Source organism: Streptomyces sp. NPDC048353, assembly GCF_055587165.1.
Genome location: NZ_JBVJGU010000011.1, coordinates 143,704 through 169,048 on the forward strand (window position 1 = coordinate 143,704; position 25,345 = coordinate 169,048).

Here is a 25,345-nt window from a genome sequence, read left to right on the forward strand (position 1 = left end):
ACCCTACGGCGCGGCACTGACACTCGGGATCACGCGAGCGGATTCGGGACGGTGCCGTGGACGGCCGCGTGCGGCCGGACCGGGCGGTCACGGTAGCCGTCCAGGTGCAGACGGTTGCGGTTGAGACAGAGCCGCTCGATCCGTGGCCTGAGGAGATCGAACAGCTCGAACCGTTCCTTCAGCTCCGGGAAGCGCGCCTGGTGGCGAAGGATCTCCGCCCGCACCATGGCCCAGAAATCGGTTTCCGGCACGCGGAGTTGCTCCTCGCACAGCGGCGCCAGATAGCGGAAGACGCCGACGAAGAGACCTGAATGGATGAACTGCGTGAGGAAGCCCGGCTCCTCCGTGAGCAGGACGTTGCGGACGTCCTCGGGCATGGTGTCGTGCTCCGGCAGCGGCAGGGCGCTGACGTTCACGTCGTCGACGAAGTCCTTGATCGCCAGGCGCACGGGGACGTCGTGGTCGTCGTAGACCACGATGGCGTTCTCGCCGTGCGGGGAGAAGACCGTGCCGTACTGGTAGAGGAAGTGCAGCAGCGGCGGCAGCAGGGCGGCGAAGAGGTGCTGGAGCCAGACCGCGGGGCGGAGCCCGGAGCGCTCGACCAGCTCGGCGACGAAGGCGCGCCCGTCCGGATCGGTGTGCAGCAGGGCGGCGAGGGTGCGGGCGCGCTCGCCCGGGGGCAGCCGCAGCGGTTCGCGCCAGATCGCGCCGAGGAGTTCCTTGTACTGGTACGGCACCTCGGGCAGCCGGTCGTAGAGGGGGTGCTCCACGGTGACGGAGGCGACCTCGCCGAGGAGGATCACTCCGCACTCGTCGCGGAGGAAGGGGTCGGCGTCGCGCAGTCCGTGGACCCAGGAGGTGACGGCCGGGGCGGCGAGGGTCCGCTCGGTCGGGAGGCCCCGCCAGACGAGGGTGTTGAGGACGGAGAGCGGCAGTTTGACGGTGTGCCGGTCGGGACGGCTGGTGTTGAGGAACGTACGGACGGACTGCTGCGGCAGGCGCAGGTCGCCGTCGGAGGGGAGCGGGACGATGGCTCCGGAGGCGACGGCGGGGGCGTAGAGCGGGAGCAGGGTCTCGTCCCACTGCCAGGGGTGGACGGGCAGCAGGAGGTACGTGTCGGGGTCGAGGCCCCGGCCGCGCAGCTCGGCGCGGAAGGCGTCGCGTACCGGGGGGTCGAGCTCGCCCGCGTAGAGCCGGTCGGGGGTGCCGAGACCGGGGACCCCGCGGTAGGAGGCGAGCTCGGTGCTGACCGCGATCCAGGGGAGGCGGGTGGCGCGGCGGGCTTCAGGGGCCCAGTGGGCGGCGTCGGCCGCGGAGAAACCGATGCGGCCCTTGTTGAGGACGAGCCAGGGGTGACCGGTCTGGTGGCCTTCGAGTTCGGCGTAGCCGAGGTCCGCGAGCCGGGCCGCGGGGAGCGCGGTGTGGTGGAGGCGGGCGTCCGCGACGAGCGTGGTGGTCAGCTCCCGGATGAGGTGGCCGAGGGTCGCGCCGTCGATGCCGAGGAGCCGGTGGGCCCGGACCAGGAAGTCGAGGGGGTCGGTCAGCGGCCGGCCGTCGAGGGTGATCGACTCGGGTGCGACGCGCCAGCTTCCGTACGCGCCACGGCCGGCGGAGAAGGCGAGGACCGACCCGTCGTCGAGGCGGAGGGTGTGGGACAGGACGCCGGTGGTGCCGTGGGAGCCGAGGGCGGGGGTGGTGCCGTCGGGGTCGTACGCGGGGACGGGTTCGATGATCTCCTCGTACGCGAACTCGCCGAGGGTCTTGGCGAGGAGGCGGGAGCAGACCAGGTCCCACGCGGCGGCGTTCAGCTCGGGGGGTGAGAGCGGTGCGGAGTCATGGGTGGCAGGGGACGACGGCACGGGGACTCCTCGGGGTGGTGACCGCTGTGGGTGAGCGGTGTATGGACGGCAGAGGGGGGTTCACAGGACGTCTCGGAGGGCGCGGTCGCGGATCATGAGGGCGGCTCGTTTGTCGGGGAGCTCGATCTCCGCGGAGAAGCGGAAGCCGGCGCTCAGGAAGGCGGAGACGGACGGGGTGTTGCGTACGTCGGGTTCGGCGATGACGCGGGTGCACCGGGGCCGGTGGTCCAGGACGAGGTCGGCGACGGCGCGCAGCAGGGTGGTGCCGATGCCGTGCCCGCGGTCGGCGACGCCGCCGATGAGCAAGTGGATGCCGGTGTCGTGGGGGCGGGCGGGGTAGTAGCGGGCGAGCGGGTCGAGATCGGCGCGGTAGATCTCGAAGTAGCTCATGGGGGTGGTGCCGAGGACCCCGAGGCAGGGCACGGTGCGGCCGTCGCCGTCGAGTTGGCCGCGGAGGTGGTCGGCGGTCACGGTCTCGGGTCCCGCCAGCTCCCAAAAGGCGGCCACGGCCGGATCGTTCATCCAGCGGCTGATGAGCGGCACGTCCCGTTCGATCCGTACGGGTACGAGCCGGAACGGGCCGGCGGGGGTGGTGGCGGGCTTCCAGGCGGGGACGTCGTCGAGCAGGTCGCCGCGGGTGGTCACCGCGGTCTCGCCGCCGACCGCGAAGGGGGCGAGGAGTTCCTCGGGCAGGCGCATGTCCAGGGTGTCGTCGCAGCCCGGGTCGGCGTCGGGGGCGTACAGGGCGTCGGCATCGGGCGGGGCGGCGGGATCGGACACCGTGCAGGACGTGACGTCGGGATCGGTCCGGTCGACGGCGGAGGCGGTGGTCGCGTCGGTGGGGGACACGGTGACGTTCTCCTCTCGGCAGTACGGCGAAGGGGTGTGGTCGTCGGTCGGCGATGAAGTGCGGCTGCCGCCGGGGGCTTTCAGCTGCGGAGCGGGTTGGTGATGGTGACGTACACGGACTGGGTGTCGACGGGGCCGACGAGTTCGTCCAGGCCGTGGAGGCGGGTCAGGAGGTTGGCCTTGCAGCGCAGGGTCGCGGCCTCCAGGAGCCGGTGCGGCAGCGGCGAGCCCAGGCTGGTCGCGGAGGCCAGGAACTGCCGGAAGCCGGCCAGCAGGACCCGTTCGTCGGCGAGGCGCTGGGAGCCGAAGGCCCCGATGAGCCCGAGGACGTTGTTGATGCCGAGGTAGTAGGCGAAACGCTCGTCGGTGACCTGGTCGGAGACGAAGGTGTCGCTGGCGAGGCCGATGCCGGGCAGCCGGCCGGTGAGCTCGTCGCGGTGGGACTCGCGGAAGTAGTAGCCCTGGTTGTCGCGGTAGCGGCCGCCGACGGGCCAGCCTTCGGGGTCGAGGAGGACGAGCGTGTTCTGCTGGTGGGCTTCCAGGGCGACTCCTGCGGCGCCGTCGAGCCAGAGCACGGGGCGGACGACCTGGTCGAGATAGCGCAGGAACCACTCGGCGGCGACCGCCGTGGTGGGGCGGCCGGTGCGGCCGGCGAGACGGGTGACGATGTCGGCGAGGCGGGACCGCATCCGGCTCGTGCCGGGCCAGGGGCGCGGGGCGGTGAGGGCGGCGATGCAGACGGCGTCGTCGCCTGCGGCGAAGGGGTTGTGGCGCACCATGACGTCGAGGCCTGGGACGGGGGTGCCGTCGAGGGCGTCGACCGCGAGCCAGGCGGGGTCGCGGACGATGTCGAAGCCGGGGTGGGCGGCCTGCCACTGGTCGACCAGGCCGGTGCGCAGGAGCCGGTGGACCTCGACGCCCCGGTGGAGTTCCTTGCGGAGGTTCTCCCGACGGGAGTTGGTGATGCGGACGCCGAGGGAGAGCTTGAGCATCGTCCGGGCGCCGGGGCGGTGCACGGTGCGGACGGAGGAGGTGGGGTGCCAGGCGCCGCCGTGGGGACCGAGGTCGTGCAGGAGGCCGGCGTCGAGGAGGGCGGCGACGGCGGGCCGGTGGAGCAGTTCGCGGGCCTGCCAGGGGTGGAGCGGCAGCGGCACGGTGCCCGGGGGCGGCGCGAGGCCTTCGGCGAGGCCGGTGGCGAGCTGTTCGGCGGTGACCGGCCGGCCCTGTTCGGTCCAGGCGGAGTCGGAGGCGAGGACGGCGCGGTCGACGGCCATCCAGTGGAGGGGGAAGGAGCCGTACAACTCCGGGGAGTAGAGGCGGATCTCCGCCTCGGAGAGTCCTTCCCGGCTCTTCGAGGTCGGGTGGAGCGGGTGGCCGAGGAGCAGGGACTGTTCGGCGCTGAGGAAGAGGTCGGCGTCGAGGCCGGGGCGCGGCCGGCGGCGGCGGTCGGCGATGAAGTCGGCGGTGCGGCGGGCGGAGTCGGCGACGCGGCCGACGAGGTCGGTGCCTTCGGAGCGGCCGGTCTCGCGGCTGAGCAGGGCGGCGACGGTCACGGCGTCGACCGCGGGGGCGGTGGCGGCGAGGCCTTCGAGGGCGGGGGCGCCGAAGCGGTGCCAGCCGGTGGGCGACCAGTAGCGGACGGGGACGAGGAGGGCGGTGCCGCTGGCGTCGAGGGGGACGCGGAGGGTGCCGGCGTCGGGGGCGGGGAGGTTCTTCTCGCGCACCCAGCAGCGCAGCAGGTTCTCGATGGTCGCGGTGTCCGCGGCCCGCTGCGGATCGGGGTGGTCGAGGGGGTCGAGAGGGGCGTCGGCGTGGCTGTCGCCGTGGTCGTCACGCCGGCCGGCGCCCTCGCCGTCGCGGTGCTCGTCACAGGCCGTGGCCGAGGCCCCGGGCGCCGCGGCCTGGTGCGGCGCGGGCCGGGGGTCGTACGGACCGGAGTGCTGGCGGGGGACGGTGGCCGGCTCGACGGTGAGCGGGCCGCGCGCGGCGCTGCCGGAGTCGGACGCTTCGGAGGCGGGAGTGGCGTTCACGGGGGCTTCCTTGTGAGGGTGTCCGGTGTTCGGTCCGGGATCAGTGGGAGGGTCCGGTCGCGGCCCGGCGGTGCACGGAGGGGGTACGCACGGTCCGGGGGTGCGCGGCGGGGACGGGCGGGCCCGGACGGTGGGCGCGTTCGGCCGCGGCCAGGGCGTCGGCGAAGCGGTCGAGGACGGCCTCGGCCTGTTCGTCGGTGAGGGTGAGCGGCGGCAGCAGGCGGACGACTCCGGCGTGACGGCCGCCGAGTTCGACGATGAGCCCGCGGTCGAGGCATTCCCGCTGGACGGCCGCGGCGAGGGCGGGGGCGGCCGGCGGTGCGAGGACGTCGGGGGACGGGCCGTCCTCGGCGGCCGGCCGCGCCGTCGCGTCGGCGTACGGATCGACCAGCTCGACGCCGATCATGAGGCCCCGGCCGCGGACGTCGCCGACGCAGGGGTGGTCGGCGGCGAGCCCCTGGAGCCGGCCGAGCATCCGTGCGCCGAGGGTGGCCGCGCGATCGGCGAGCTTGTTCTCCCGTACGTACGCGAGGGTGGCGGCACCGGCGGCCATGGCGAGCTGGTTGCCCCGGAAGGTGCCGGCGTGGGCGCCGGGCTCCCAGGCGTCGAGCTCGGATCGGTAGACGATCACGGCGAGGGGGAGGGAGCCGCCGATGGCCTTGGAGAGGACCATCACGTCGGGCACGACACCGCTGTGCTCGACGGCCCAGAAGGTCCCGGTGCGGCCGACGCCCGTCTGGACCTCGTCGGCGATGAGGGGGATGGACCGGGCGGCGGTGATCGCGCGCATCCGGCGCATCCAGGCGTCGGGGGCGGGGATGACACCGCCCTCGCCCTGCACGGGTTCGAGGATCATCCCGGCGGGGGTGGTGACGCCGCTCTTGGGGTCGTCGAGGAGGTTCTCCGTCCAGCGGGCGGCCAGCTCGGCGCCCCGGTCGCCGCCGACGCCGAAGGGGCAGCGGTAGTCCTGGGGGTAGGGCAGCCGGGTGACGCGTACGTCCGTGGCGCCGCCGGAGGCGTCGAGGGCTCCGGCGGTCATGCCGTGGTAGGCGCCGGTGAAGCTGAAGAGCCCGCCGCGGCCGGTGGCCGTCCGGACGAGTTTGAGGGCGGCCTCGACGGCGTCCGTGCCGGCCGGCCCGCAGAACTGGATGCGGGCGTCGTCGGCGAGTCCGGGCGGGAGGGTGGCGAACAGCTCGGTGGTGAAGGCGTCCTTGACCGGGGTGGCGAGGTCGAGGACGTGGAGCGGGGCGCCCGAGTCGAGGACCTTGCGGACGGCTTCGAGGACCACCGGGTGGTTGTGGCCCAGGGCCAGGGTGCCCGCGCCGGAGAGGCAGTCGAGGTAGCGGCGGCCGTCGGCGCCCTCGATGGTCAGCCCGCGCGCCCGGACGGGCACGATCGGCAGCGAGCGGGCGTAGGTGCGCGCCGCGGACTCGCGCAGCGACTGGCGGCGCAGGATGCCCTCGTGGGCGCCGGTTTCGCCGGTGGGCCGCTCTCCCGAGGCCCGCTCCCCCGCGCGTTCCCGTGCGGGCCGCTCCCCCGGGGTCCGTCCCTCGGGGATCCGCGCCGCGGGGGCCCGCTCCCCCGGGGTCCGCTCGCCCGCCGTTGTCTGCGCGGCCGTGGGTACGGCCGGAGCTGATTCGGTCACGGCCACGCTCGGTGTCCTCCCGCTGTAACAGTTGCGTTGCACATCGGTACGTCGCTCGACCGCGCGTACGACGGCCGTGAACGCTTCCTGGGGGTCCCCCGTACGTACCAACGACGCGGGGTCCCGGGGATCACGGGCCAATTCCAAGATCCTTGACGGGGCCGGATCACAGCCCGGCAACGGCTGTACGGGGTTCGGAACCGCGGACCTGCCGCACGCCGTCCCCACCGGCACCGGCATCATGGGGGCCGCGCCCCGGCGGCGGTCGACGGCGCCGGAGCGGTTCACCACGGTTCACACACGCACAAGTTGACGTAGTCCCAGGGGGATCTCGAGATGCGATCTATTCGTCCGCTGCTGGCCTCGGCAGCCGCCGTCGCGGCGTTGACGCTGACGGTGACGGCCTGCGGGCCGACCGAGGAGAACGCGGGCGACAAGCCCAGCGCTTCCGCGACCCCGTCCGCCGGCGGGAAGGTCACGATTCCGGAGGACCTCAAGGACCGCCTCAAGGAGCGCGGGATAGACCTGGACAAGTGGCGGAACGGCGAGTGGAAGAACTGGGACCGCGACAAATGGCTGCGTGAGGCCCAGGACTACGTCAACCCGATCATCGAGGACCTCTGGAACCCGGACCGGATGCGGGAGGCCGAGCGCCCCGACAAGCCGGTCGAGGAGGAGGACATCTCGGGTGACGAGGGGGTCACCGACCCGACGCCCGACCCGGTCAGGGCGAAGGCCGTGGGGACGCCGTACCACTCCAATGCCCCCGAGGCGGGCAAGGTCTTCTTCGACGGCCCGCAGGGCTCGATGGTGTGCTCGGCCACGGTCGTGCAGGACCCGGCGCACCCGGGGAAGTCCAACATGGTCTGGACGGCGGGCCACTGCGTGCACGCCGGCAAGAAGGGCGGCTGGTACCGCAACATCGCCTTCGTGCCCTCGTACAACGACAGCGGCAAGCCGACCTCCCAGCTGGAGAACGCGACCCGTGAGGACGTCGCCCCGTACGGCGTGTGGTGGGGCGAGTGGGCGCAGACGTCCGAGCAGTGGATCGCCCAGGGCGCGGCGACCGGTGGTCAGGGCGCGCCGTACGACTTCGCGGTGATCCATGTGACACCGGAGAAGGGCGGCACGGGCAAGTCGCTGGAGGAGACGGTCGGTTCGGCGCTTCCGGTGGAGTTCAACGCCCCGGCCGCGCCGAAGATCGCGGGCATGACGGCGACCGGTTACCCGGCCGGTGCCCCCTTCGACGGCCAGAAGATGTACCAGTGCCAGGACAAGCCGGGCCGCCTGTCGGTGAAGGCGGACCAGCCCACGATGTACCGCATCGGCTGCACGATGACCGGCGGTTCGTCCGGTGGCGGCTGGGTCGCCCCGGGCAAGGACGGCAAGCCGGCGCTGGTCTCCAACACCTCGATCGGCCCGGTGACGGCCGGCTGGCTGGCCGGACCGCGGCTGGGCGCCGAGGCCAAGGGCGTCTACGACGAGGTCAGCAAGAAGTACGCGGGCCGCTAGAAGCAAGCGGCAGGGGTCGGCGTCCCGGAGGCGCCGGCCGCCCGCTCACGGGGCCGTGAGGCCCGATCGGTACGGGTTCGGAGGCGGGCCCCCACGGGGTCCCGCCTCCTTCGTGCGGGCATACTGTGCACCGCTAGTGACGCGTCCATGGCAACCCCTTCGGGGTGTCCGTGGCGCGGGAAACATCCCAGGGGGATTTCGACTCATGCGTTCGACGAAACTTCTGCCGGCCTTCGCCGGCCTGGCCGTGGCGCTCTCGCTGACGGCCACCGGCTGCGGTCCGACCGAGACGCCGGCGGCCGACAAGCCCGCCGCCGCGACCACCGCCACCGCCGAGCCCACCGCGGGTGGGAGCGGCAGCGCACTTCCCAAGGACCTGGCCGACAAGCTCAAGAAGCACGGCGTCGACCCGGACAAGTGGAAGGACGGCGAGTGGAAGAACTGGGACAAGGACACCTGGCTCCGTGAAGCCGAGGACTTCGTCAACCCGGTGATCGAGGGGCTGTGGAACCCCGAGCGCATGAAGTCGGCGAAGAGCCCCGACCCCACGATCACCGCCACGGCGGGCGCCGGCGGCAGCGACCCGGTGCCGCGGCCGGTCCAGGCGCAGCGCGAGAAGACGCCGTACCACCGCAACGCGGCGCCGGTCGGGAAGATCTTCTTCGACTCGCCGCAGGGCCACATGGTCTGTTCCGGCACCGTCGTGAAGGACCCGCGCCGGCCCGGGAAGTCCAACCTCGTGTGGACGGCCGGCCACTGCGTGCACGCGGGTCAGAAGGGCGGCTGGTACCGCAACATCGCGTTCGTCCCGGCCTACAACGACCTGGGCAAGTCGGCGACCTCGCTGAACAACGCGCGGTCGCACGAGGTCGCTCCCTACGGCCAGTACTGGGCCGACTGGGTCGTCACCTCGGGTGCGTGGATCAACCGCGGCGGCACGAACGCGGCCTGGCCGTACGACTACGCCGTGATGCACGTGCAGCCGGAGCGGGGCGGGAAGTCGCTGGAGGAGACGGTGGGCGTCGCCCTGCCGATCGACTTCTCGGCACCGACCGCGGCCCAGGCCGGCTCGATGGGCGCCTGGGGCTACCCGGCCGCTCCGCCGTACAACGGTCTGATCATGCACAAGTGCCTGGACCGGCCGAGCCGGCTCAGCACGGCGCCCGCCACGCCCACGATGTACCGCATCGGCTGCACGATGACCGGCGGCTCCTCGGGCGGCGGCTGGATCCGTACGATGCCGAACGGCAAGGTGGCGTTGGTGTCGAACACCTCGATCGGCCCGGTCGGCGGCAACGGCTGGCTGGCCGGACCGCAGCTCGGCAGCGGCGCTAAGGACGCGCACGAGATGGTGAGCAAGAAGTTCGCCCGCTGATCCGCGGGCACGTCACGCGGAAGGCCCCGCCCCCCTTGTCTGAGGGGGCGGGGCCTTCTCGCGTGGAGCGCCTTGGGTGTCCGGTCAGTGCGCGGCCGGGACGTACGGCATCAGGAACGCCGCCAGCTCCTCGTGCACACGCGCCTTGAGCAGCGTGCCCTCCGGCGTGTGCTCCTCGGAGAGCACCTCGCCCTCGGCGTGCGCCCGCGAGACGAGACCGCCCTCGGTGTACGGCACGAGCGCCTCGATCTCGACCTGCGGCCGGGGCAGTTCGGCGTCGATGAGCGCGAGCAGCTCGTCGATGCCCTCGCCCGTGCGCGCCGAGACGGCGATCGCGTGCCGCTCGGCCCGCATGAGCCGCTGCAGCACGAGCGGGTCGGCCGCGTCCGCCTTGTTGACGACCACGACCTCCGGCACGTTCACCGCGCCGACGTCACGGAACACCTCGCGGACGGCGGCCAGCTGCTCCTCCGGGGCGGGGTGGGAACCGTCCACGACGTGGAGGATCAGGTCGGAGTCGCCGACCTCCTCCATGGTGGAGCGGAACGCCTCGACCAGGTGGTGCGGCAGGTGCCGGACGAACCCGACGGTGTCGGCCAGGGTGTACACCCGGCCGCTGGGCGTCTCGGCCCGGCGGACGGTCGGGTCGAGGGTGGCGAACAGCGCGTTCTCCACCAGCACGCCCGCACCGGTCAGCCGGTTGAGCAGGGAGGACTTGCCGGCGTTGGTGTATCCGGCGATGGCGACCGACGGCACCTTGTTACGGCGCCGCTCCTGCCGCTTGATGTCGCGGCCGGTCTTCATCTCCGCGATCTCCCGGCGCATCTTCGCCATCTTCTCGCGGATCCGACGCCGGTCGGTCTCGATCTTGGTCTCACCGGGACCACGGGTGGCCATGCCGCCACCGCCGCCGCCACCCATCTGACGGGACAGCGACTGGCCCCAGCCTCGCAGTCGCGGCAGCATGTACTGCATCTGCGCGAGCGCGACCTGCGCCTTGCCTTCTCGGGACTTGGCGTGCTGGGCGAAGATGTCGAGGATCAGCGCGGTCCGGTCGACCACCTTCACCTTGACGACGTCTTCGAGGGCGATGAGCTGTCCGGGGCTGAGCTCGCCATCGCAGACGACGGTGTCCGCGCCGGATTCGACAACGATGTCCCGCAGCTCGCGTGCCTTGCCCGAGCCGATGAAGGTGGCCGGGTCCGGCTTGTCACGGCGCTGGATCACGCCGTCGAGCACCAGCGCGCCCGCCGTCTCGGCGAGGGCGGCCAGCTCCGCGAGGGAGTTCTCCGCGTCCTGGACGGTCCCCGAGGTCCATACGCCGACCAGCACGACGCGCTCCAGGCGCAGCTGTCGGTACTCGACCTCGGTGACGTCCTCGAGCTCGGTGGAGAGGCCCGCCACGCGCCGCAGAGCCGCGCGCTCGGAGCGGTCGAACTGGTCGCCGTCCCGCTCTCCGTCGATCTCGTGGCTCCAGGCGACGTCCTCTTCCATCAGGGCATCGGCCCGAAGGCTCTCGGTGCGGCTCGTCTCGGCGAAGCTCTGCTCGTCCTGGGAAGGGGAAGAAGAGGAGGTCATTGGATCCTTTACGTCGATGGAAACTCGTTGCGTCGGTCTCAACACGCGGCGGCACGGAAAGATTCCCGGGCGGCCCCGTCGCCGACCCCACGATGGTGTCACGCCCGGGGGCGGCGCGTCATCCCGGTTTCCCGGGGTTCGGCGCCGCTGCCGGACACGGGGAGCATCGTCCTGGTATCGGAGCGTTCGGCCGTCGTGGGGCGCCGGGTGCTTCAGCCCGCGGTGGCGGCCTTCGCCGGCTGGGGGGCGCGGCTGGTCCAGTCCGGGTGCCCGGGCATGGGCGGGGTCTTCTTCGCATAGAGCCAGCCGGCGAAGAACCCGGTGAGGTCGCGGCCGGCGACGCGGGACGCCAGCGCGGTGAAGTCGGCGGTGCTCGCGGTGGCGTCCCGGTGCTCGCTCACCCAGCGCCGCTGGACCACCTGGAACGCCTCCTCGCCGATCTCCTGCCGCAGCGCGTACAGGACCAGGGAGCTCCCGTCGTACACGACGGGACGGAAGAGGCTGATCTTCTGCCCGGGTGAGGGCGGCGCGGGGGCGGCCGGGGGGCCGCCGGCCGCCCGCCATCCGTCGGAGGCGGCGTAGGCGGCCTTCATCCGGCGCTCCAGGGGCTGCTTGCGCACCTGGTCGGCGTAGAGCGCCTCGTACCAGCTGGCGTGCCCCTCGTTCAGCCACAGGTCGGACCAGGAGCGGGGTGAGACGCTGTTGCCGAACCAGTGGTGGGCCAGCTCGTGGACCATGATCGAGTCGACGTACCAGTCGGGGTAGCCGGGCTCGGCGAACAGCCGGCGCTCGAAGAGGGAGAGGGTCTGCGTCTCCAGTTCGAAGCCGGTGTCGGCGTCGGCGACGAGCAGGCCGTACGTCTCGAAGGGGTAGGGGCCGACCTGGGCCTCCATCCACTCCAGGTGGCCGGGGGTCCGCTTCAGCCAGGGCTCCATGAGTTCCCGGTCGGCGGTGCGCACCACGTCCCGCAGGGGCAGGCCGTGCGGGCCCGTGCGGTGGACGACGGTGGTGTCGCCGATCGAGACCTGGGCGAGTTCGGTCGCCATGGGGTGGGCGGTGCGGTAGGTCCAGGTGGTGGTGGCGCCGTGCTCGGTCCGGCCGGTGGGCAGTCCGTTGGCGACGGCGGTGAGGGCCCGTGGGGCGGTGATGCGGAAGGTGAAGTACGCCTTGTCGGCGGGGTGGTCGTTGGAGGGGAAGACGCGGTGGGCGGCGTCGGCCTGGTTGGCCATGGCGAGGCCGTCGCCGGTGCGGACCCAGCCGCCCGTGTCGGCGGGTCCCGACGGGTCGCTGGTGTGGGAGACCTCGATCTCCAGCGGGTCGCCGTCCTCGACGGGCCCGGCCGGGGTGATCACCAGGTCCTCGCCGCTGGTGGCGAAGTCGGCCGGTGCGCCGTCGACGGTGACGGAGGAGACGCGGCCGTGGGTGAAGTCGAGGTTGACGCGCTCCAGGTCCGCGGTGGCGACCGCCTCGATGCGGGTCACGGCGGCGAGGGGCTCGGTGTTGCTGCCTCCGTAGCGGAGGTGGATGTCGTACGAGCGGACGTCGTACCCCGGGTTTCCGAGGTGGGGGAAGAGCGGGTCCCCGATGCCGAGCGGTGCGGGCGCGGGCAGCGCGGCGGCGACGAGTCCGGCCGAGGCGGCGACCAGGACGGCGGAGCGGAGCCACCGCGCGCGTGGGGAGGTGGTTCGGGAGGTGAGCGGCATGAGCTACGGCTACCAGTGCACCGGCTCCGGGCCGGGGCGGCGCGCTCGCCCGCCACCCGAAGGAGTCAGCGCCGGGCTGACGGTGCCGTCCGCGCGCCGCGTGTGCCGGGTGTGGCGGGTGGGGGTGCGGACTTCGCGTGGGGCGGAGGTTCAGAGGTCGGGTGAGGCGGGGTGCTGGGCGCGGCTGACGTCGTACACGCCCGGCACGTCCCGCATGGCCCGCATGAGGGCGGTCAGCCCGGCGGCGTCGGGGAGTTGGAGGGTGTAGGTGTGCCGGACCCGCTGTTCGGTGGGGGGTTCGACGGTGGCGGAGACGACCGCGACGCCCGCGGCGGCGATGGCCTCGGTGAGGTCGGCGAGGAGCCGGGGGCGGCCGAAGGCCTCGGCGACGAGGGTGACGCGGCAGGCGTCGGTGTCGCCCCAGTGGACGGTGACGGGTGCGCGGCCGACGCGCCGCATGGTGTCGGCGGCGGCGCAGCCGGTGCGGTGGACGGTGACGGTTCCACCGCGTACGAGGAAGCCGGTGATCTCGTCGGGGGGTACGGGCGTGCAGCAGCCGGCCGGCCGTACGGCGCCGGCCGTGGTGCCGGGCAGGTCGGCGAGGAGCCGGGTGCCGGAGCTCCGGTCGGCGGCGTGCGAGGCGGCCGGCCGGGGGTCGGCGGCCGGGGCGGTCGCGGTGTCGGGATGGGCCTGGAGCCACCCGGTGATCGCGATGCGGGCGGCGGGGGTACGGGCGTGGTCGAGCCACTCCGGGGAGGGGCCGGAGGCGGTGTCGTGGGCGAGCAGCAGCTGGACGGTGTCGCCGTCGTTCAGCACCGTGCCGAGCGTCGCCAGGCGGCCGTTGACACGGGCGCCGAGACAGGAGTGGGCGGCTTCGCCGTACTGGGCGTAGGCGGCGTCGACGCAGCTCGCCCCGGCGGGGAGGCCGAGGGTGCCGCCGTCGGCGCGGAAGACGGTGATCTCCCGGTCCTCGGCGAGGTCGGCGCGCAGCGAGGTCCAGAAGGTGTCGGGGTCGGGGGTCGCCTCCTGCCAGTCGAGGAGGCGGGAGAGCCAGCCGGGGCGGGTGGGGTCGGCGCGCTCGCCGTCCTCGGCGGTCTCGCCTCCGTCGGCGCTCGCGGGGGGTGTGTACGGATTGCCCAGGGCGACGACTCCGGCCTCGGCGACCTTGTGCATCTGGTGGGTGCGGATGAGGACTTCGGCGACGGCTCCGTCCGGGGCGGCGACGGCGGTGTGGAGCGACTGGTACAGGTTGAACTTGGGGGCGGCGATGAAGTCCTTGAACTCGGAGATCACCGGGGTGAAGCAGGTGTGGAGTTCGCCGAGGACGGCGTAGCAGTCGGCGTCCTCGCCGACCAGGACGAGGAGCCGGCCGAAGTCGCTGCCGCGCAGGTCGCCGCGCTTGAGGCGGACACGGTGGACGGAGACGAAGTGCCGGGGGCGGACGAGGACTTCGGCGGTGATGCCGGCGTCGCGCAGGAGGGTGGTGACGTGGTCGGCGATGGTGGCGAGCGCGTCGCCTGCGCCGGTGTTCTCGGCGATGAGGGCGCGGGTGTTCTCGTACTCCTCGGGGTGGAGGATGGCGAAGACCAGGTCTTCCAGTTCGGTCTTGAGGGCCTGGACGCCGAGCCGTTCGGCGAGCGGGATGAGGACGTCGCGGGTGACCTTGGCGATCCGGACCTGTTTCTCGGGGCGCATCACGCCGAGGGTCCGCATGTTGTGGAGCCGGTCGGCGAGTTTGATCGACATGACCCGGACGTCGTTGCCGGTGGCGACGAGCATCTTGCGGAAGGTCTCGGGTTCGGCGGCGGCGCCGTAGTCGACCTTCTCCAGTTTGGTCACGCCGTCGACGAGATAGGCGACTTCGTCGCCGAAGTGCTCCCTTACCTGATCGAGCGTCACTTCCGTGTCCTCGACGGTGTCGTGGAGGAGCGCTGCGGTCAAGGTCGTGGTCTCGGCGCCGAGTTCGGCGAGGATGAGGGTGACGGCGAGGGGGTGCGTGATGTACGGCTCGCCGCTCTTGCGGAACTGTCCCCGGTGCGAGGACTCGGCGAGGACGTAGGCGCGGCGCAGGACGGCCAGGTCGGCGTCGGGGTGGTGGGCGCGGTGGGCCTCGGCGACGTGGCCGATGGCGTCGGGGAGGCGGTCCCGGGTGCCGGGGCCGAGCAGCGCGGCGCGGCCCAGCCGGCGGAGGTCGATCCTCGCGCGGGCCCGTCTGCGGCCGGGAGCGTCTGGGCCGGTGGTCTCGGCTGCGCTCACGGGGTTGGCGGCCTCTGCACTCATGGGCACCTCCGGGGGCGTCGACCGGCGGTGGGCGGGCAAGGCGTGCCTGCCGGGCTTGCCGGTGCTTGATGCTACCGAGCCCACCACGCAGTGCAGTCCCGCTCTCGCCCAGCGTGAAACGGATCACCCATTCGAGCGACGGATCGGTCGTTGACTGTTTCGATTCCGCCCGTTTCGAGGCCGCTCGTCTCGCCCGCGCGGCGGCTGCCGTCCGTGTCCGGCCGGCGGCGGCGGCGGGGCGAGGTGGTCCGACCGTGCGGGTCAGGCCGTGTGGGGCGGGGTGAGCCAGGAGGGGTCGATCACGCCTTCGGCGACGATGACGGCCGGGCCGGTCATCTCGATCTCGCCGTCGGGGTGCTCGGTGATGATCAGCCGGCCGCCGAGGACGTCGATGGTGTACGTCACGGGCGTACCGCTCTCGGCCGGGTCGACGCCGTCCCGGCGGGCGGTGGCGACGGCGACGGCGCACGCGCCCGTGCCGCAGGAGCGGGTCTCGGCGGCGCCGCGCTCGTGGACCCGCATGGCGACGTGGCGGGGCCCGCGGTCGGCGACGAACTCGATGTTCACGCCTGCCGGGTAGACCTCGGCGGGGGTGTACGGCGGCTCGGTGAAGAGGGTGCCGGCGTGGTCGAGGCTCTCGACGAAGGCGACGGCGTGCGGGTTGCCCATGTTGACGTTCCGGGCGGGCCAGCTGCGGCTTTCGACGGTGACGGTGACGCCGTCCTCGGGGAGCAGGGCGCGGCCCATGGAGACGGTGACGGAGCCGTCCTTGTCGAGGTGGACCTTCTTGACGCCGCCCCGGGTGGCGACGGCGACCTCTCCGGCCGTGACGTGTCCGGCGTGCTCCAGATAGCGGGCGAAGACGCGCACGCCGTTGCCGCACATCTCGGCGACGGAGCCGTCGGCGTTGCGGTAGTCCATGAACCACTCGGCCTCGGCCGCCATGGACCTGGCCTCGGGGTGGGCGGCGCTGCGGACGACGTGCAGCAGTCCGTCGCCACCGATCCCGGCGCGGCGGTCGCACAGCCGGGCGACGACGTCGGCGGGCAGCTCGACGGCGTTGTCGGCGTCGGGAACGATCACGAAGTCGTTCTCGGTCCCGTGGCCCTTGAGGAAGGAGAGCGGCGAGGTCTGCGTGCTGGTCACGGCATCAACTGTACGGGTCGGGTACGACAGGGGCCGCCCGGGGCGGGGCGCGACACGGGGGCGGGGCCTGACGGGGGCGCCCTCCCGGGGCGGGCTCGCGGAGGCTCCCCGGGGGAGGGCGGCCGCAAGGGTTTCGTGGGCCGGCGGGGTGTGGCCCCCGGGCCGGGCGGAGGCATCCGTAGGGCGGTGGTGTGTCCGTGGGGCGGGTGGTGTCCTGGTTTAGCGGCGGCGTCGTAGCCGACGGCCTGGCTCAGCGCAGGCGGGCGACGCGCCAGACCGCCAGGGCGACCAGGAGCGCGCTGACGCAGACGTACAGGGCCATGACCCGCCAGTCCGGGCGCTCGCCCGAACCGCGGGAGGGCAGTCCCGGCCAGGTGTGGCCGACCTTGCGGGCGGCCATCATGCCCCAGCCCGCGGCGCAGCAGCTGATGAGCAGCCCGAGCATGGCGACGACGGCGCCGCCTTCGCCCGAGCCGAAGGCGAGCGGGAAGGCGAACATCAGGGAGCCGAGCGCGGCAAGGCCGACGATGGGGGCGAGCTGCCAGATCCGCAGGCGGCGCTGGGGCCGCAGCTCGACCTCGACCTCGTCGGCGTCCACCTCGACGGCGGTGCCCTGGGCGTCGTCGGGACCGTCCGGGGTCAAACCGGGCGCGTCACCCGGGGCTTCGCCCCGGATCGCGCCGTGCTGCTCTGTGTCGCGAGGGCCGGCCTCCATCGCCACGCGCCCTCCCCACTCGGACTCCACTTGGTCGATCGATGCTCGATGATGGCACGCTCCCGAGCACTGCAATGACGGGCATGGCGTCCCGATGCCATCACGTGATCAGGCTGTAACCGCTCGTTCGATCAACCTCAGCGCCTCCCCGGGGAGTTCCCCGCGGTGTTCCAGGGCCCCGCTCAGCCAGTGGACCCGCGGGTCGCGCCGGAACCACGAGTCCTGACGGCGCGCGAAGCGCTTGGTGGCGCGCACGGTCTCGGCGCGCGCCTCGTCTTCGGTGCACTCCCCCGCGAGCGCCGTGAGCACCTGCTGATAGCCGAGCGCACGGGCCGCCGTGCGCCCCTCGCGCAGTCCGAGCGCCTCCAGTGCGCGCACTTCCTCGACGAGCCCTGCCTCCCACATGCGGTCCACGCGCGCGGTGATCCGCTCGTCCAGTTCGGGACGCTCGACGTCCACGCCGATCTGGACCGTGTCGTAGACCGAGTCCGGGCCGGGCAGATTGGCCGTGAAGGGCTTGCCCGTGATCTCGATGACTTCGAGCGCCCGGACGATCCGGCGGCCGTTGCTCGGCAGGATCGCGCGGCCGGCTTCGGGGTCGGCCGCCGCCAGCCGGGCGTGCAGGACGCCGGAGCCCCGTTCCTCCAGTTCGGCCTCCAGGCGGGCTCGTACGGCCGGGTCCGTACCGGGGAACTCGAGGGCGTCGACGGCGCCCCGGACGTACAGTCCGGAGCCCCCCACCAGGACGGGGGTGCGGCCGGCGGCGAGCAGCCGGTCGATCTCGGCGCGGGCGAGGCGCTGGTACTCGGCGACGCTGGCCGCCTCGGTCACGTCCCAGATGTCGAGGAGGTGGTGCGGGACTCCGCCGCGCTCCTCGAGCGTCAGCTTGGCGGTACCGATATCCATCCCTCGGTAGAGCTGCATGGAGTCGGCGTTGACGACCTCGCCGCCGAGCTGCTGGGCGAGGAAAACGCCCAGATCGGACTTTCCGGCCGCTGTGGGACCGACGACGGCGATGACCCGCGGGGCGGGAGCTGCACTTCTCACCGCCCCAGTCTCGCAAACCTCCGACCGGGTCCCCGAATGAGCGACGTGACGACCCGCATCCGGCTTCGTTGCCTGTTGCGAGGTTCCGACCGCCGGTTTCCGTGCCGGCCGCACCGGGTGGCGCAATGGGGCGCCCCGGGCGCCGCGGGGCTTCTCCCGCACGAGTACGCTATGGAGTGGAAATGGGCGTTTTTGCAATGTTTCGCCGTAAGGGCAAGGAAGCTGCCGAGGCGTCAACGCAGGAGACCGAGGCCGTCGCCGTGACGGATGACGCGGAGCCGGCGGAGAGCGCCTCCGACGTCCCCGCGGAGGCGGAGCCGGCGGAGAGCACCGAGGCCGCCGGGGTCGCCGAGGAGGCACCGGCCGCCGAGGCGGTCGAGGCGGTTGAGATTCCCAAGCAGCAGTCGGCCGAGGAGGCGGCGGACAACGAAGCCGGTGAGAGCGCCCGGAAGTAGCTCCTGGGAACAGGGCACGGCAGACGGTTTACCGGAGGGATGGTGACCCATGGGTCTCCTGGATTCGCTGAAGGCCAAGCTCGCCCCGGCCAAGGACAAGGTCTCCGACCTCGCGCAGCAGCACGGCGGGAAGATCGACCACGGTCTGGACAAGGCCGCGCGGCTGGTCGACGAGAAGACCAAGGGCAAGTACAGCTCCAAGATCGAGTCGGGCACGGGCAAGGCCAAGGACGCGCTGGACCGGATCGCCCACAAGGACGACGGCACCCCGGGTCCCGGCCCGGCTCCGGGCACGACTCCCGGGCCGGGAGCCGGTACGGGACCGGGCACGGCTCCAGGCCAGGGTCCGACCCCGCCGGCCGCCTGACGCCCGGCGTCGGCTGACCGTCTCTCCGTACGGCGGACGGCCGCGGAGCATCACGCTCCGCGGCCGTCCGCCGTCTGTCATCAGGGGTTCCCGTTCGCCCTGCGGGGCGTCACGACCAGGCCGCGACCATGTACCCCACGCCGTAGGGGGCGTCCTCGTAGAGCAGGCGGCCCGCCAGGCCCGCGCCCTCGGCGGCGCCCGCCAGGACCTGCCAGGAGGCCCGGCCCGCCGCCTTCAGCTCGTACGCGAGCTCCGCGTCCAGAGCGAGCAGGGCGGCCGGGTCCGCCGAGCCCAGCGCCCGGCCGACCTCCGCGTCGAAGGCGGCCGCGCGCTCGTCGAGATAGCCCGGGGCCTTGACGGACCGGCACGCGCTGCCGTCGCCCATCACCAGGAGCGCGACACGGTCGGCCGTCGCGGCCAGCTCACGGCCGGTGACCGCGCACCGCTCGCTCCCCAGCCGCTCGGCCACCCCCCGCCCCTCGACCGGCGCGTCGGCCCAGTCGGTGCGCTGGAGGAACCACGCCGCGACGGCGAGCGAGAGGGGGAGCGACGGCCGGGCGCCTCCGGGCCCCGGGGCGGGGCCGGTGCCCAGCCGCACGGACAGATCCACCCCGAAACCGGCGAAGGACCCCACCGAACCGGCCGGGTACGTTCCGTCGGCGTCCTCCCCCGCCGGACCGACGACGTACAGCCGGTCCGGCCGCGACGCGGCCAGCATCCCCAGCGCGTCGGCGCACGCCGCCCGCGCGGCGTCGAGCTCGGGAGCCGCCCCGGTCGCGACCTCGGGCACGAGCAGGGGCGGACAGGGGCAGACGGCTGCGGCGACAAGCATGATCCGCAGCCTACTGGGGAGGCAGGGGCGGTTCGGGGACGGGCGGGCCGGGGCCGTCCGTAGCGAGCGAGGCCCCCGGGCTGCCCGTAGGCCGCCCGGGGCTTGTCCCGGCAGGCCGGGGCAGACGCGCTGCCCCTGCCCCGCGAGCCGACGCGTCCCGCGCGGCAGGCCGCGCCGGGCGGCCCGCCGTCTGTGCGTCAGTGGCTGCCGCAGGCCGGGACCGAGGCCGCCGGCAGGGGTTCCGGGACGCCGATCTGCGGGAGGCCGAGGAGGACGCCCGCCGGCTTGGCCGCGGCGGCGGTGGTGCGCTTCTCCCAGGCGTCGCCGGAGCGGGTGCGGCGTACCGACGTCGTCGGGCCCTCGGCGAGCAGGTGGTGCGGCGCGGCGTAGGTGATCTCGACGGTCACCACGTCGCCCGGTCGCACGTCCTGGTCCGGCTTGGTGAAGTGGACCAGCCGGTTGTCGGGGGCGCGGCCGGAGAGGCGGTGCGTGGAGCCGTCCTTGCGGCCCTCGCCCTCGGCGACCATGACCTCCAGGGTCCGGCCGACCTGCTTCTTGTTCTCCTCCCAGGAGATCTCCTCCTGGAGCGCGACGAGGCGTTCGTAACGCGCCTGCACGACCTCCTTGGGGATCTGCCCCTCCATGTCGGCCGCGGGGGTGCCGGGCCGCTTGGAGTACTGGAAGGTGAAGGCGTTGGCGAACCGAGCCTCGCGGACGGTGTGCATCGTCTCCTCGAAGTCCTCCTCGGTCTCGCCGGGGAAGCCCACGATGATGTCGGTGGAGATGGCGGCGTGCGGAATCGCGGCGCGCACCTTCTCGATGATGCCGAGGAAACGCTCCTGCCGGTACGAGCGGCGCATCGCCTTCAGGACGGTGTCGGAGCCGGACTGCAGCGGCATGTGCAGCTGCGGCATGACGTTCGGGGTCTCGGCCATCGCCGCGATGACGTCGTCCGTGAAGTCGCGCGGGTGCGGCGAGGTGAAGCGGACCCGCTCCAGGCCGTCGATCTTCCCGCAGGCGCGCAGCAGCTTGGAGAACGCCTCGCGGTCGCCGATGTCGGAGCCGTACGCGTTGACGTTCTGGCCGAGCAGGGTGATCTCGGAGACACCCTCGCCGACCAGGGCCTCGATCTCGGCGAGGATGTCGCCGGGGCGGCGGTCCTTTTCCTTGCCGCGCAGCGCCGGGACGATGCAGAAGGTGCAGGTGTTGTTGCAGCCGACGGAGATCGAGACCCAGGCGGCGTACGCGGACTCGCGGCGGGTCGGCAGCGTGGAGGGGAAGGCCTCCAGCGATTCGGCGATCTCGATCTGCGCCTCCTCCTGGACGCGGGCGCGCTCCAGCAGGACCGGCAGCTTGCCGATGTTGTGCGTGCCGAAGACCACGTCGACCCAGGGGGCCTTCTTGACGATGGTGTCCCGGTCCTTCTGGGCGAGGCAGCCGCCGACGGCGATCTGCATGCCGGGACGCGTGGTCTTCATCGGGGCGAGCCGGCCGAGGTTGCCGTACAGCTTGTTGTCGGCGTTCTCGCGGACGGCGCAGGTGTTGAAGACGACGACGTCGGCGTCGCCGTCGGCGCCCTTGGGCGCGCGGACGTAGCCGGCGTCCTCCATCAGGCCGGAGAGCCGCTCGGAATCGTGGACGTTCATCTGGCACCCGTAGGTGCGGATCTCATAGGTCTTGGCTTCGCCCACGGCGCGGCTCCGGTCGATGTTGGTCACTTGTCTAGGGTAAAGGCCCCCGGGCGAGCGACTGTCCGGGCCGCTGTCGTGGCCTCGACGATGGCGGTGAGCTGCGCTCCGAGGGTGCCGGCGTCCGGGCGCAGGGCGCCGCTGAAGGCGGCGGAGCCGATCGTGAACGCGTCGGCGCCCGCCTCCGCGAGGGCGTGGATCCGGGCCGGGGTGGTGATGCTTCCGGCCACCACCAGCCGGCCGGCGGTCGCGGCGCGGGCCGCCCGGACGAGGTCGAGCGGGTCGGCGTCGACGGCGCGGAAGGCCAGCAGGTCGACGCCCGCGCAGCCCGCCGCCTCGGCGCGGCGGCAGTCCTCGGCGATGCGGGCGGGGTCGCCCGCCAGCCGGGTGGGGTGGCCGAGGGGCTCGCCCGCGAAGGGGAGGTAGCGGGTGCCGGTGCCGTCGAGGAGGGCCAGGGTCTCCTCGATCCAGACGCCGCCCATCAGCCAGTCGACGCCCAGGTCGACGGCGGTGCGTACGGAGGCGAGCGCCTCCGCGCGCGTGGTGGAGACCACTTCGAGATAGCTGGTGGCGCCCCTGTCCTTGATCCGCCGGTGGAGGCGGGCGAGCGTCGCGGGGTCGACGCCGACGTCCTTGAAACCGATGTGGTCGATGCCGGGGGCGGAGCCCCGGCCTGGGTCCTGGGCGTCCCCGGAGTCCGGGGCGCTCAGAGTGTCGAGGACGGCGAGGCAGTCCGTGACGGTCCGGTCGTCACGGGTGAGCATGAAGATGAAGTCCACGGGGGTCCTCCGGGTCGGCTGCCAGGTCGTCGGCCTGGTGCAGGGCGGTGAGCAGGCTCGTGTGGTCGGCGGTGCCGTGCCCCGCGAGGTCGAAGGCCGTCCCGTGGTCGACGCTGGTGCGCACGAACGGCAGGCCGATGGTGATGTTCACGCCGCGTTCGAGGCCGAGGTATTTGACCGGAATCAGCCCCTGATCGTGGTACTGCGCGACGACCGCGTCGAACTCCCCCGCCCGGGCCCGCATGAACACGGTGTCGGCCGGCCAGGGCCCGCTCGCGTCGATGCCCTCCGCCCGCGCGGCCCGGACGGCCGGCTCGATGACGTCGAGGTCCTCGCGCCCGAAGAGTCCGTTCTCGCCCGCGTGCGGGTTGAGCGCGGCCACGGCGATACGGGGGCGGCCGGGCCCGCCGGCCCGGAGCGTACGGTCGGTCAGCCGGATGATCTCCAGCTCGCGCGCGGTGGTCAGGGAGTCGAGGGCCGTGCGCAGCGACTGGTGGACGGTGACCAGGACGACCCGCAGCTCGTCGTTGGCCATCATCATCGCGTAGTCGCTGGTGCCCGAGAGCTCGGCGAGGATCTCCGTGTGCCCGGGGTAGTGCAGGCCGGCGAGCCGGAGCGCCTCCTTGTTGATGGGCGCGGTGGTCAAGGCCCGGACCTCGCCGCCGAGGGCGAGCGCGATGCCCCGGCGGACGTACCGGAAGGACGCCTCCCCGGCGCGGGCGTCGACGGTGCCGGGCGACAGATCCGGCGGAAGGGTCCCTTCCGCGAGGACGTCGATGACACCCGGGGTGTACGCGGCCTGCTCGACCGAGTCGATCGGCCGCACGGTCAGGTCGGTGCCGGTGGTGCGGCAGGCGCGGGTGAGAGTGGCGGGATCGCCGATGACGACGACCCGCGGGCGGCGGGCGGGGTCGGCGCAGGCCTTGACGGTGATCTCGGGGCCGATGCCGTTCGGATCGCCCATGGTGAGGGCCAGGGGTTTCACGCGTCGACGCTCCTCTCGGTGGCGGGGGCGCCTGCCCCGCCCGGCGCCGGGGCCGTACCTCCGCCGGTGGCGGGGGCGCCCGTGTCGGTGCCGGGGGCGGTGAGGAGGCGGCAGAGCCGGGTCAGCGTCCTGTCGTCCCCGAAGCCACCCGCCTTGATCAGGACGGGGACCGGCCGGGGGCCGATCAGGGTGCCGCGGGCGATCCCCGGCTCGGGCTCGTCGTACAGCTCGATGCCGGCGACCCCGAGCGCCTGGAGCACGGCCACCGCCGTCTCTCCTCCGGTCAGGACGAGCCCGTCGACCGCTCCGTCCGCCACCAGGCTTTCCGTCACGCGGGCCAGGTCGCGGGTGAGCGAGCCCGGGGCGGCGGCCGGGCGGTGCGCGTCGGGCGTGTGGACGACCCGTACCGCCGTGGTCGCCCGCCGCAGTGCCGCGACGGCGGCCGCGGTGTCGTCGGCCGGCACGGCGGTCACGTCCGGCCGTCCGCGCAGGAGGTCGAGCTGGCGCCGGCCGGCCGGGTGGGCGCTGCCGACGACCAGCAGCGGCCGCCCGGCAGCGGGCAGGGCCGCCCGCCCGTTCTCGTACGGGATCGGGGCCGGGGCCGGGGCCGGGGAGGCGGTGGCGGTGGCGGTGGCGGGGGTACGGGGGTGGCGGCGGGCCAGGGCGGCGGCGAGGCCCGGGGAGCCGACCCAGAGGACGTCCCGGACCTCGGGGACGGCGGCGACGATCCGGTCCAGGTCGCGGTCCGTGGCGGCCGAGCAGACGAGCAGGCCACCCCGGGCGACGAGCTCGGGCAGCCGCTCCACCTCGTCCGGGGCGAGGACGGTGGCTTCGGGGAGGAGGCGCGCGAGGTCCGACGTGGTGACCGGGTGTGCCGGGTCGCGTCCGAACGCGCTCTCGTGCACCGGTACGCCGTGCACGTGCTGGACGCCCCCGGTCGTGGTCCTGCCCTCGGCCGGGAAGGCGGGCGCGATCAGCACGGCTCGGCGGCGCGAACCGGCGTACGCCGCCCGCACCTCCGCCGCGACATGGCCGCGGAGCGTGGAATCGACCGTCTTGATCAGCAGGTCCGCTCCGGCGTACGCCTCGGACGCCCGGCGGGTACGGGCGACGGCCTCCCCCTCGTCGAGCAGTCGGCTGCCGAGGTCGACGGCGACCACACCGGGTGTGGCCTCGGCGGCCCGCGCCGGGACGGTGAGCAGGACCTGAGCGCGGTGGCCGCCCCGGCGGAAGGGGGCGGCGCCGTCCCCGGCGCTGGTGAGGTCGTCGGCGAGGACGGCGACGCTCGCCACGGGCGGCCCGGCCGATCCTTCCGGCTGCGGCGCCTCCTGCGGCCCGTGCGGCCCGTGCGGTCCTTGCGGCCCGTGCAGTCCTTGCGGTCCGTGCGGTGAGCGGGGTGCCATCCTGATCCGTCTCCCTCGGTTCGCCGGCTGCCAGCCGTTCGTGACGTCGTCCACAGTGGGCGGGCGGAGCCCCCGGGACAAGCGATTCCTTCTCACCCCACCTGTGAGTAGATTTCACACATGCGCTGGCCCGACCTTCCGCCGCCGAACACCCTGCTGCCGTTCGAGGCGACGGTGCGGCACGCGAGCATGACCCGGGCGGCCCAGGAGCTCCACGTCACGCACGGCGCGGTCAGCCGCCAGATCCGGAACCTGGAGAAGGCCCTCGGCACCTCCCTCTTCGAGCGCGGGACCCGATCGCTGCGCCCGACCCCGCAGGCGCGCCGCTTGGCGGCGGTCGTCCGGGACGCGCTCGACCAGATCGACACGGCGGCCCGGCAGGTCTCCGGCCGCGAGGAGGGCGGTCCGCTCGCCCTGTCCTGCGAGCCCACGCTCCTCATGCGCTGGCTCATCCCGCGCCTGCCGGACCTCGCCGTCCGGGCCCCGGGCCTCACCGTGCACCTGTCGGCGGGCGGCGGCCCCGTCTCCTTCGAGCGGGAGACCCTCGACCTCGCCCTGCGCCGGGACGATTTTCCGGTGCCCGCCGGGGTCAGCCGTACGCCCCTCTTCGAGGAGCGGATCGGCCCCGTGTGCAGCCCCGACCTGGCGCGGCGGCTCGGCGGGGTGGACGATCTCGCCGCCCTGACCCTGCTGCACACCAGTACCCGGCCGCAGGCCTGGGACGACTGGCGGCGGCTGACGGGCGCCCGTGTCGACGGCGTCTCGCAGCAGACCTTCGAGCACTTCTACCTGGCGCTGCAGGCGGCCGTCGCGGGGCTCGGTGTCGCGATCGGCCCGTACGCCCTGGTGCACGACGATCTCGTACGCGGTCAGCTGGTCGCCCCCTTCGGCCTGGTCGCCGACGGCACCCGCTACCAACTGCTCAGCCCCCGGCCGCCCGAGCGGGACGCCCGGGTCTCCCGGCTGCTCGACTGGCTCCGCGCGCAGTCGGCCGGGCTCCGGCCCCCGGGCGACAACTCTCCCGCACACCCCACCCTCGCCGACCCCGCTCCCTGAGCGCGCGCCGGCGTCACGCTCGGAGTGCCATGCGCCGCCGG

Annotated in this window: 20 protein-coding genes; 5 read left to right on the forward strand and 15 right to left on the reverse strand. The window is 73.5% G+C overall.

Going from position 1 to position 25,345, the window contains the following annotated elements; translation table 11 throughout:
- Window positions 1-29: 29 nt before the first annotated feature.
- The 4 genes from ACZ6RC_RS30980 to ACZ6RC_RS30995 form a co-directional block, all read right to left on the reverse strand.
- Window positions 30-1,859, reverse strand: a complete 1,830-nt coding sequence (locus tag ACZ6RC_RS30980; protein ID WP_469589493.1) for an IucA/IucC family protein — start codon at window positions 1,857-1,859, stop codon at window positions 30-32.
- Window positions 1,860-1,919: 60 nt separating this feature from the next.
- Window positions 1,920-2,708: a GNAT family N-acetyltransferase gene (locus tag ACZ6RC_RS30985; protein WP_469589496.1), complete on the reverse strand. Its 789-nt coding sequence runs from the start codon at window positions 2,706-2,708 to the stop codon at window positions 1,920-1,922.
- A gap of 80 nt (window positions 2,709-2,788) precedes the next feature.
- A complete protein-coding gene (locus ACZ6RC_RS30990) occupies window positions 2,789-4,738 on the reverse strand; it encodes an IucA/IucC family protein (protein ID WP_469589499.1) in 1,950 nt (649 codons plus the stop codon).
- Between the two features lie 40 nt (window positions 4,739-4,778).
- On the reverse strand, window positions 4,779-6,194 hold the full coding sequence (locus ACZ6RC_RS30995; protein WP_469589621.1) for a diaminobutyrate--2-oxoglutarate transaminase family protein: 1,416 nt from the start codon (window positions 6,192-6,194) through the stop codon (window positions 4,779-4,781).
- Window positions 6,195-6,719: 525 nt separating this feature from the next.
- On the opposite strand from ACZ6RC_RS30995, the gene ACZ6RC_RS31000 reads away from it, so the two are divergent.
- Complete coding sequence (locus ACZ6RC_RS31000; RefSeq protein ID WP_469589502.1) at window positions 6,720-7,895, forward strand: trypsin-like serine peptidase; 1,176 nt, start codon at window positions 6,720-6,722, stop codon at window positions 7,893-7,895.
- A 205-nt stretch (window positions 7,896-8,100) separates the two neighbouring features.
- Window positions 8,101-9,270, forward strand: coding sequence for a trypsin-like serine peptidase (locus ACZ6RC_RS31005; protein WP_469589504.1), 1,170 nt, complete (start codon window positions 8,101-8,103; stop codon window positions 9,268-9,270).
- Window positions 9,271-9,354: 84 nt separating this feature from the next.
- On the opposite strand, the gene hflX is transcribed toward ACZ6RC_RS31005, so the two are convergent.
- The 6 genes from hflX to miaA all read right to left on the reverse strand — a co-directional run bounded on the left by hflX (window position 9,355) and on the right by miaA (window position 17,739).
- The gene (gene hflX, locus ACZ6RC_RS31010) at window positions 9,355-10,848 is read right to left on the reverse strand and encodes a GTPase HflX (RefSeq protein WP_391141361.1); all 1,494 of its coding nucleotides are present in this window, start codon (window positions 10,846-10,848) and stop codon (window positions 9,355-9,357) included.
- Window positions 10,849-11,060: 212 nt separating this feature from the next.
- Window positions 11,061-12,551, reverse strand: coding sequence for a M1 family metallopeptidase (locus ACZ6RC_RS31015; RefSeq protein ID WP_469589510.1), 1,491 nt, complete (start codon window positions 12,549-12,551; stop codon window positions 11,061-11,063).
- Between the two features lie 150 nt (window positions 12,552-12,701).
- A complete protein-coding gene (locus ACZ6RC_RS31020; protein ID WP_469589514.1) occupies window positions 12,702-14,831 on the reverse strand; it encodes a RelA/SpoT family protein in 2,130 nt (709 codons plus the stop codon).
- A gap of 261 nt (window positions 14,832-15,092) precedes the next feature.
- Complete coding sequence (dapF, locus tag ACZ6RC_RS31025) at window positions 15,093-15,977, reverse strand: diaminopimelate epimerase (RefSeq protein WP_469589517.1); 885 nt, start codon at window positions 15,975-15,977, stop codon at window positions 15,093-15,095.
- Between the two features lie 250 nt (window positions 15,978-16,227).
- Window positions 16,228-16,692, reverse strand: a complete 465-nt coding sequence (locus ACZ6RC_RS31030) for a hypothetical protein (protein WP_469589624.1) — start codon at window positions 16,690-16,692, stop codon at window positions 16,228-16,230.
- A 108-nt stretch (window positions 16,693-16,800) separates the two neighbouring features.
- Entirely contained in the window at window positions 16,801-17,739 is a 939-nt protein-coding gene (gene miaA, locus ACZ6RC_RS31035; RefSeq protein WP_453619343.1) for a tRNA (adenosine(37)-N6)-dimethylallyltransferase MiaA, read from the reverse strand.
- A 182-nt stretch (window positions 17,740-17,921) separates the two neighbouring features.
- On the opposite strand from miaA, the gene ACZ6RC_RS31040 reads away from it, so the two are divergent.
- Both ACZ6RC_RS31040 and ACZ6RC_RS31045 read left to right on the forward strand, forming a co-directional pair.
- Window positions 17,922-18,194, forward strand: a complete 273-nt coding sequence (locus ACZ6RC_RS31040; RefSeq protein WP_453619345.1) for a hypothetical protein — start codon at window positions 17,922-17,924, stop codon at window positions 18,192-18,194.
- Between the two features lie 49 nt (window positions 18,195-18,243).
- Window positions 18,244-18,561: an antitoxin gene (locus ACZ6RC_RS31045; protein ID WP_391141343.1), complete on the forward strand. Its 318-nt coding sequence runs from the start codon at window positions 18,244-18,246 to the stop codon at window positions 18,559-18,561.
- 109 nt (window positions 18,562-18,670) lie between these two features.
- Here ACZ6RC_RS31045 and ACZ6RC_RS31050 read toward each other — a convergent pair whose 3' ends face one another.
- The 5 genes from ACZ6RC_RS31050 to ACZ6RC_RS31070 form a co-directional block, all read right to left on the reverse strand.
- Window positions 18,671-19,393, reverse strand: a complete 723-nt coding sequence (locus ACZ6RC_RS31050) for a class III extradiol dioxygenase subunit B-like domain-containing protein (RefSeq protein WP_469589521.1) — start codon at window positions 19,391-19,393, stop codon at window positions 18,671-18,673.
- Window positions 19,394-19,590: 197 nt separating this feature from the next.
- Window positions 19,591-21,111: a tRNA (N6-isopentenyl adenosine(37)-C2)-methylthiotransferase MiaB gene (miaB, locus tag ACZ6RC_RS31055; RefSeq protein ID WP_469589524.1), complete on the reverse strand. Its 1,521-nt coding sequence runs from the start codon at window positions 21,109-21,111 to the stop codon at window positions 19,591-19,593.
- Window positions 21,108-21,860 carry a HisA/HisF-related TIM barrel protein gene (locus ACZ6RC_RS31060; RefSeq protein ID WP_469589528.1) on the reverse strand — a complete coding sequence of 251 codons (753 nt, stop codon included), beginning with the start codon at window positions 21,858-21,860 and terminating at the stop codon, window positions 21,108-21,110. Before ACZ6RC_RS31060 ends, miaB begins: the two co-directional genes overlap by 4 nt.
- Window positions 21,832-22,845, reverse strand: a complete 1,014-nt coding sequence (gene pdxA / locus ACZ6RC_RS31065; protein ID WP_453619351.1) for a 4-hydroxythreonine-4-phosphate dehydrogenase PdxA — start codon at window positions 22,843-22,845, stop codon at window positions 21,832-21,834. The genes ACZ6RC_RS31060 and pdxA overlap by 29 nt, the downstream gene beginning before the upstream one ends.
- Window positions 22,842-24,137, reverse strand: coding sequence for a four-carbon acid sugar kinase family protein (locus ACZ6RC_RS31070; RefSeq protein WP_469589532.1), 1,296 nt, complete (start codon window positions 24,135-24,137; stop codon window positions 22,842-22,844). Before ACZ6RC_RS31070 ends, pdxA begins: the two co-directional genes overlap by 4 nt.
- Before the next feature lie 231 nt (window positions 24,138-24,368).
- Between ACZ6RC_RS31070 and ACZ6RC_RS31075 the strand changes: the two genes are divergently transcribed.
- On the forward strand, window positions 24,369-25,304 hold the full coding sequence (locus tag ACZ6RC_RS31075) for a LysR substrate-binding domain-containing protein (protein ID WP_469589536.1): 936 nt from the start codon (window positions 24,369-24,371) through the stop codon (window positions 25,302-25,304).
- Window positions 25,305-25,345 lie beyond the last annotated feature (41 nt).